Source organism: Chloroflexota bacterium (assembly GCA_016235055.1).
In the GTDB taxonomy this organism is placed as follows: domain Bacteria; phylum Chloroflexota; class Anaerolineae; order JACRMK01; family JACRMK01; genus JACRMK01.
The window spans coordinates 39583-47538 of record JACRMK010000035.1; the positions used below are offsets into that span (position 1 = coordinate 39583).

Below are 7956 nucleotides of genomic sequence, written 5' to 3' on the forward strand. Positions count from 1 at the left end.
CCGCGTATCCTCCTCACGACGAGGCACAGCATGACAGAAACGATGCGGGCGATCTTCAAGACGCACGCGGGCCGCGGGCTCGAAATGCGCGAAACGCCCATTCCGCAGGCCGGTCCCAACGATGTGCTGATCAAGGTCAAAGCGACATCGATTTGCGGCACCGACCTGCATATTTATAACTGGGATCCATGGGCGGCCGGCCGCCTGAAACCGCCGCTGATTGTCGGTCACGAGCTATGCGGCGAGGTGGTTGAGGTCGGCAGCCAGGTCGCGACACACAAGCCGGGCGACTTCGTCTCGGCGGAGAGCCACATCGTCTGCGGGTATTGCGACCTGTGCCGCACCGGCAACGGGCACATTTGCCGCAACACCAAGATCATCGGCGTCGACCGCGACGGCTGCTGGGCCGACTACGTCGCGCTGCCGGCCGTCAACGCGTGGATCAACCCGCCGGACTACCCGGTGGACTTCGCCGTGCTGGAGGAAAACCTGGGCAACGCCGTACATACGGCGTTCGCGGTGGACCTGCGCGCAATGAAGGTGCTGGTGACCGGCTGCGGCCCGGTCGGGCTGATGACGATCCTGGTGGCGAAAGCGATCGGCGCGCGGGCGGTCTACGCGACCGACGTCAGCCCGTACCGGCTGGCGCTGGCGAAGCAGTGCGGCGCCGATGTGACGCTGAATCCGAAGACAGAAAACATCGTGGACAGCGTGCGCGACCTGACGCGCGGCGAAGGCGTAGACGTGCTGCTGGAGATGAGCGGCGCGCCGTCGGCGATCACACAAGGGTTCACGGTGCTTAAATTCGGCGGCAAAGCGGCCCTACTGGGACTGCCGTCCGCGCCAATCGAGTTCGATTTGTCAAACCTGGTCATCTTCAAGGGCGCGACGGTGGTTGGCGTGGTCGGGCGCGAACTGTGGCAGACCTGGTACCAGATGCGCGGGTTGCTGCGCTCGAACGCGATCGACCTGAAGCCGATCGTCACGCACCATTACCGGCTCGACGAGTTCGAGCAGGCGGTCGCGACGATGGCGAGCGGCGAGAGCGGCAAAGTAGTGATGAAGCCATAGAACTAACCGCAAAGCGCGCAAAGAACGCAAAGAAAACCAAGGCTGTCCTTCGCGCCCTTTGCGTCCTTTGCGGTGCAATAAGGAGAACCATGAGCGACAAACTGGCCTGGGTGCGCGAGGAGATCGCCGCGCTGAAGGCACAGGGGCTGTACAGCAATGTCCGCACGATCTCGTCGCCGCAGGGCGCGACGATCATCGTCGAGGGCCGGCCGGTCCTCAACTTCTGCTCGAACAACTACCTCGGGCTGGCGAACGATGACCGGCTGAAGGCGGCCGCGACGGCGGCGGTGCAGGCGTGGGGCGTGGGCCCCGGCGCGGTGCGCACGATCGCCGGGACGACCGACCTGCACGTAAAACTGGAGCGGCGGCTGGCTGAGTTCAAGGGCGCCGAGTCGGCGATCACGTTCCAGTCGGGCTACACGGCGAACCTGGCAACGATCGCCGGTCTGCTGGCGAAAGAGGACGTCGTCTTCTCCGACGAGCTGAATCACGCGAGCATCATCGACGGCTGCCGGCTGTCGGGCGCGCGCATCGCGCGCTACAAGCACAACGACGCAGCCGACCTGCGGCGCGTGATCCGTGAAACGACTGACTACCGGCGCGGTATGATCATCAGCGACGGCGTGTTCAGCATGGACGGCGACCTGGCGCCGCTGCCGGCGCTGGTCGAGGTGGCCGAGGAGTTCAACCTGCTGCTGATGGTGGACGACGCGCACGGCGAGGGCGTGGTCGGGCATGGCGGGCGCGGCGCCGTTGACCACTTCGGCATGCAGGGACGCGTGGACATCGAGATCGGCACCATGAGCAAGGCGTTCGGCGTGATGGGCGGCTACGCGGCCGGGCGCGCGGAGATCACCGAGTGGCTGCGCCAGCGCGGGCGCGCATTCCTGTTCTCATCGGCGCCGACGGCGGCGGACGTGGCGGCGTGCCTCGCGGCCGTGGATATTCTCGAAGGCTCGACGGTGCTGGTGGACCGCCTATGGGAGAACGCGCGGCTGTTCAAGGCGGCGATGAAGAAGATCGGGTTCGACACCGGCGTGAGCGAGACGCCGATCACGCCGGTGATGCTGGGCGAGGCGCCGCTGGCGCAGCAGTTCTCCCGGCGGCTATTCGAACTGGGCGTGTTTGCGACCGCGATCGGCTTCCCGACGGTGCCGCGTGGCAAGGCGCGCATCCGCGTGATGGTCAGCGCGGCGCACAGCCAGGACGACCTGGAGCGCGGGCTGGCGGTGTTCGAGCAGGCGGGCAAGGAACTGGGCGTGGTGAAGTAGCGGGCACGCTGAATAATACTGTTTCCAGTTAGCTGCGTCCTCAACTGTCATGTTGAGCGCGAAGACAAGTCCATTGTCCTATGAGCACGCTAGGCGCGCGAAACATCTGAAGTGCTGCCTTTGTGATGCCTAGCGCGCGAAGCGTGTGCTAAGCGCAAGTCGGACCTTCGCGCTCGGCTTGACAACTATAGGGCGCAAGCAGCTTGAATCAGTACAACACGAGAAACGCCTTTCCGGGTTTGATCCCAGCAGGGCGTTTTGGGTTGGCGGGACGCTCAGGTCCTTCGCGCGCGAGGCGTAACCGGCAATACTGCGCCTTGCGTTCGCGCTCAGGACGACAAGAAGAGGGCGGCTCGCGAGCCGCCCCTACTTTGGAAATCTACGCCGTTTTGACGGCGGCCGCAGACTGCAGGCCGAGCTCTTCGACGCTTGCCTGGCGCATGAGATACTTCTGCACCTTGCCGGTGACGGTCATCGGGAAGGCGTCTACGAACTTCACGTAGCGCGGGATCTTGTAGTGCGCGATCTTGCCGCGGCAGAACTCGCGGATATCGTCGGCGGTGGCGGTGCTGCCATCGCGCAGCTTCACCCAGGCCATGATCTCCTCGCCGTATTTCACATCCGGCACGCCAATCACTTGCACATCCTGCACGGCGGCGTTGGTGTACAGGAACTCCTCGATCTCGCGCGGGTAGACGTTCTCGCCGCCGCGAATGATCATGTCCTTGATGCGTCCGACGATGTTGACGTAGCCCTCGTCGTCCATCGTTGCCAGGTCGCCGGTGTGCATCCAGCGCGCCGTGTCGATCGACTGGCGCGTGGCGTCCGGGTTGTTCCAGTAGCTGAGCATGATGCTGTAGCCGCGCGTGCAAAGCTCGCCCGTTTCTCCGACCGGCACGACCTGCCCGGTGCCGGGGTCGATGATCTTGACCTCGACGTGCGGGTGTACCTGCCCGACGGTGCCGACCTGCTTCGCCAGCGGCGTGCCGATGCGCGTCTGGAAGCTGACCGGGCTTGTCTCGGTCATGCCGTAGCAGATCTCGACCTCGGTCATGTGCATGAGCGACTGGACCTGCTTCATGACCTCGACCGGACAGGGCGAGCCGGCCATGACGCCGGTACGCAGCGAGGTTAGGTCGTAGCGGCCAATGTCGGGGTGATTCAATTCGGCAATGAACATGGTCGGCACGCCGTAGAGCGCGGTCGCCTTCTCGGCCTGCACCGCCTCCAGCACCGCCTGCGGGTCGAAGCCGTCGCTCGGGTAGATCATCGCCGCGCCGTGCGTGACACAGCCGAGATTGCCCATGACCATGCCAAAGCAGTGATAGAGTGGCACGGGGATGACCAGCCGGTCGCGATCGCTGAAGCGCATCGTCTCGGCGACGAAGTAGCCGTTGTTGAGGATGTTGTGATGGCTGAGTGTCGCGCCCTTCGGGTAGCCGGTCGTGCCGCTGGTGTACTGGATATTGATCGGATCGTCGAACTCCTGCTGGCGCTGGCGCTCGGCCAACTGCTCCGCGCTGACGGCGTCCGCCAGCGCCAGCAAGCCGCCCCACGTCAACATGCCAGGCGCCGGCTCGACGCCGAGGCGCACCACGCAGCGCAGGTCGGGCAGTTGCGCGGCGTGCAACTGGCCGGGCGCGGCATCGCGCAGTTCCGGCGCGAGGTCGAGGACCATTTGCGTGTAGTCAGAGCTCTTGAACTGCGGCGCGATCACCAGATACATGCAGCCCGACTGCTTGAGCGCGTACTGCAACTCGTGCACGCGATACGAAGGATTGATATTGACGAGGATGGCGCCGATCTTGCTGGTCGCAAACTGCGTGATGGCCCACTCGGCACGGTTGGGCGCCCAGATGCCGACGCGCTCGCCCTTCTGCACGCCGAGCGCCATCAGTGCACGAGCGCAGCGGTCGACCTCGGCTTTCAGCGCGGCGTAGGTGTAGCGCAAGTTCTGGTGCCGCGAGATCAACGCGTCGCTGTCCGGCCAGCGCGCGGCCGTCTGATCGAACAGGTCGCCGATGGTGACGCCGAGCAAAGGCTTCTCGCTGGCGCCGCTGGTGTAGCTCCACTGCACGCTCATGGCAACTCCTCCCTCAGAGTGATGGGCGCGAACGGGCCGGGATGGATCAGTCGGTTTTCGCGCGGGGGTACGAGCCGAGCACTTTCACGCGCATGGCGCGCTCGCGCAGGTCGGCAAGCGCGGCGCTGACGTTCTCATCGTCCATGTGGCCGTCGAAGTCGCAATAGAAGACGTAATCCCACGTCTTGAGCCGGAATGGGCGCGACTCGATCTTGATCAGATTGACGCCGCGCGTGGCGAACGCGCCGAGGCAGTGATAGAGCGAGGCGGGCACGTTCGGCGTGACGAAGACGATGGAGGTCTTGTAGGCGGTGCCGGCCTGCGGCTGCACCGGCGCAGCGCCGGGCACCAGCACCACGAAGCGGGTGCGGTTGTTCGGGTTGGTCTGGATGCCCTCGGCGAGCATGTTCAGGCCGTACAGTTCGCCGGCGCGCGCGCTGGCGATCGCCGCCGCGTCGCGCCAGCCGTTGTCGCGCACGAGCCGGGCGCTGCCGGCCGTGTCCTGCGTGGCGATCTTCTCCGCGCCGAGTCTGGCGATGTACTCCTCGCACTGGGCGAGCGCCTGCGGGTGCGAGTAGATCTTCTTCACGTCGGACAGCGCGACGCCGGGCAGGGCGAGCAGGCAGTGACGCACCGGCAGATCGACCTCGCCGACGATCGGCAGGTCGTGCTCCAGCAGCAGGTCGTAGGTATCGTTGATGCTGCCGGCCTGCGAGTTCTCGATCGGGATGACGCCGGCATCGGCGCGGCCCGCGATGAGGGCGTCGAAGGCATCGACGAACCAGCGGCACGGCACGATCTCGACGTCGCCGAAATAGAGGCGCGCGGCCGACTCGCTGAACGAACCCGGCTCACCCTGAATGGCGATCTTCATTGGGACGATCCTTGCCACATGGAATTAGCATCGTTGAAAGGGAGATGGGGCGCATTGCAATGCGCCCCTATAGACACCTCAAACCGTTCACTGTTTACTGATCACTGACGACTGGCTACTGCCGACTGGTTGCTACCTCACCGCCCCGCTGCCACAGGTGATGCCTCGGCGCGAGCGACGGCGGCAGCCGGGTTCCGGGCACGGCCCTCCTTGATCATGAACGAAGCGATCGCGCCCAGCCCGGCAACAACCACATTGGCGATGATGATTGCCGTGTAGTTATGCAGGAGGTCGTAGTCCAGGCCGCCGAGGTACGAGCCGATGGCCGAGCCGACGGTCATGAACGTGTAGATCACGCCAAACAGGAAGCCGGCCGATTGGCGGCCCCACGTCTCAGCAGTGACAGCAGCCGAAAGCGGCGTGGTGGACGTCCATGAGAGGCCAAGCGTGACCGCGAAAAAGAAGAGCGTGATCTCGTTGTTGGCGAAGTACAGGATGGCGAAGGCCAGGCCGCGCAACGCGTAGGTGATGCCGAGTGGCACGCGGCGGCCGATGCGGTCCGACCAGCGGCCCATGAGGACGGCGCCGATGATGCTGAACAGGCCCGACATGCCCAGATCGTTGGCGGCGACCATCTCGTGGACGCCCATGTCGCTGGCGTAGGCCATGAAATGCACGTTGGCAAATGACATCGTGAAGCCGCACGCGAACACCCCCATCAGCAACTGCCAGAACGTCGGGTGGCGCATGGCGTCCCAGAGCGAGGTGCGCCCGCCGTCGGCCGCGTGGGCCTCCGCTCTCACTTCGGCCGTCTCGGTGGGCGGGTTGCGCAGCAGCAGCAGCACCAGCGGCAGCATTACAATCAGCATGACCACCGACAGGGTCTGATACGACATGCGCCAGCCGCCGCTGACCATGAGATACGTGGCGATCGGCGTGATCAGTAACTGGCCAAAGGCGACGCCCGCCATGGCCAGCGAGAGCGCCGTGCCGCGGCTGCGCGCCGCGAACCAGCGGCTGACCATCGCCGACGAGACTGCTGGAGACGCCAGCGCAAAGCCGATCGCACCGAAGACGCCATAGATCAGATAGACCTGCCAGAGGTCGGTCACGAACGACATTGCGAACAGTACGAGGCCGGAGATCACGAAACCGACCGTCAACGTCAGCCGCCCGCCGAAACGGTCGGCCAGCCAGCCGCTGGCGATCTGAAAAGCGCTGACGAGGATCAGGCTCAGCGAGGGCACTGCCGAGAGGGCGCTGCGGCCCCAGTGAAACTCCTCGGTCAGCGTCTTGAAGACGACGTTAAAGGTGTAGCGGCTGCCGCTGGACATGGCGAACATGCCCATCAGCGTGAAGACGACGATCCAGCCGTAAAACAGTTTCTTATTCGACATCGTATTCCCTGGTTGATTTGTAATGAAGTCTGCCAACTACAGCTTCGGCGGCTGGCCGTGGGCGACCACCACCAGATTATCGCCGAACGCGACGACCTGCGTCTTGGCCGGGTTGAGCATCGTCGAATCGCGCCGCTGGAGACCGATCAGGATTGCGCCGTGGTCGCGGCGCAGGCTGTGCAGCAGCTCGTCGAACGATTTGCCGGCCAGCGAAGGCGGCGCGGGCACCACAAACACCTCGGCGCTCTGGTCAATGCGCATCAGCGTGCTGAAGACATGGCCGACGCCGGGATTGAGCGCGGTGCGCGCCAGCAATCCGCCCGCCAACTCGCTGCTGGCGACCATCTCGTCGGTCTTGGTGCGCGAGAAGTGGCGGCGGTTCTGCGGATCGCGCACCTCCGCCACGGTGTAGACTTTCGAGTTCGCGCTCTCGACGGCCAGCGAGGTCAGCACGGTGCGCGCGTCCACCGACGCGGAATCGCCGCCGCGCGTGTCGTCGGCCAGCAGGATTGCAGACGTCGCCGCATCGGCGGAAGCGCGCTGCAGATCGGCGTCGAGCGTCGGATCGCCGCGCACAAACTTGATATGCGTGTTCGGCAGGGGATTCTCCGGCAGATCGGCCAGCAGGACCACGTCTACGCCGTGCCCGTACGCTTCCTGCTGGAGCACCTTCACCATCTCTTTGGCGTAGGAGTTCCAGCCGCAGACCAGAATATGTCCCTTCACATCGAAATCGCCCAATCCCTTACCCTCCAGAATCAGCCGGTTGACGAACGCGGACGCCACCGCGGCAGTGAAGATGCCTTTCAGCGCCGAGCCCGCGACGCCGGCGATGATCGCCAGCGAGCGGCCGCCTTCGGTGAGCGGCGCTTTGGCGCCGACGCCGATGCCCGCAACCGATGAGAGCATGTACCAGAATGAATTGTTCCAGTTCGTGAACGCCGGCTCGCCGCCCAGCGTCTGCTCCTCCCACCAGAGCAGCGTGGCAGTCGCCAGCACGATGACGGTTGTGGACAGCAGCAGAATCAGGACGAGGCTGGGGCGCCCCAGCCAGAGAATGATGGTGCTGAAGCGGCGGCGCAGAGCCGTCACAACCGTGGGGCGAGAGTATGCAATCGTCATATCGGCAACCACGCGATGCCTTGAAATCGCGCCGGGCGGCAGCGCATGGTGGCGGGTATTGTAACACCGCGTGCGGCGAACGAAAAATCGCCGCGCAATAGTTCAGCAATTCTCAATTTGGCTTTGTACGGGTACTTT

Annotated in this window: 6 protein-coding genes; 2 read left to right on the forward strand and 4 right to left on the reverse strand. The window is 64.8% G+C overall.

The genetic code is table 11. From position 1 onward, the window contains the following. Positions 1-30 precede the first annotated feature (30 nt). Together tdh and HZB53_08680 are read left to right on the forward strand one after the other, a co-directional pair. Positions 31-1071: an L-threonine 3-dehydrogenase gene (tdh, locus tag HZB53_08675; protein ID MBI5877710.1), complete on the forward strand. Its 1041-nt coding sequence runs from the start codon at positions 31-33 to the stop codon at positions 1069-1071. Positions 1072-1160: 89 nt separating this feature from the next. Beyond that, entirely contained in the window at positions 1161-2342 is a 1182-nt protein-coding gene (locus HZB53_08680) for a glycine C-acetyltransferase (protein MBI5877711.1), read from the forward strand. A 379-nt stretch (positions 2343-2721) separates the two neighbouring features. Here HZB53_08680 and HZB53_08685 read toward each other — a convergent pair whose 3' ends face one another. From HZB53_08685 to HZB53_08700, 4 genes are all read right to left on the reverse strand, one after another. Next, positions 2722-4425, reverse strand: coding sequence for an AMP-binding protein (locus HZB53_08685; GenBank protein ID MBI5877712.1), 1704 nt, complete (start codon positions 4423-4425; stop codon positions 2722-2724). A 46-nt stretch (positions 4426-4471) separates the two neighbouring features. Continuing rightward, positions 4472-5299 (reverse strand): prephenate dehydratase, encoded by an 828-nt coding sequence (pheA, locus tag HZB53_08690; GenBank protein ID MBI5877713.1) that lies wholly within the window; start codon positions 5297-5299, stop codon positions 4472-4474. Between the two features lie 137 nt (positions 5300-5436). Continuing rightward, a complete protein-coding gene (locus HZB53_08695) occupies positions 5437-6696 on the reverse strand; it encodes an MFS transporter (protein MBI5877714.1) in 1260 nt (419 codons plus the stop codon). A 36-nt stretch (positions 6697-6732) separates the two neighbouring features. Further along, positions 6733-7818, reverse strand: a complete 1086-nt coding sequence (locus HZB53_08700; protein MBI5877715.1) for an NAD-binding protein — start codon at positions 7816-7818, stop codon at positions 6733-6735. Positions 7819-7956: the final 138 nt, after the last annotated feature.

Coding starts and splice junctions, on each gene's coding strand:
- tdh (MBI5877710.1), top strand. CDS start 31: ATGACAGAAACGATGCGGGCGATCTTCAAGACGCACGCGGGCCGCGGG.
- HZB53_08680 (MBI5877711.1), top strand. CDS start 1,161: ATGAGCGACAAACTGGCCTGGGTGCGCGAGGAGATCGCCGCGCTGAAG.
- HZB53_08685 (MBI5877712.1), bottom strand. CDS start 4,425: ATGAGCGTGCAGTGGAGCTACACCAGCGGCGCCAGCGAGAAGCCTTTG.
- pheA (MBI5877713.1), bottom strand. CDS start 5,299: ATGAAGATCGCCATTCAGGGTGAGCCGGGTTCGTTCAGCGAGTCGGCC.
- HZB53_08695 (MBI5877714.1), bottom strand. CDS start 6,696: ATGTCGAATAAGAAACTGTTTTACGGCTGGATCGTCGTCTTCACGCTG.
- HZB53_08700 (MBI5877715.1), bottom strand. CDS start 7,818: ATGACGATTGCATACTCTCGCCCCACGGTTGTGACGGCTCTGCGCCGC.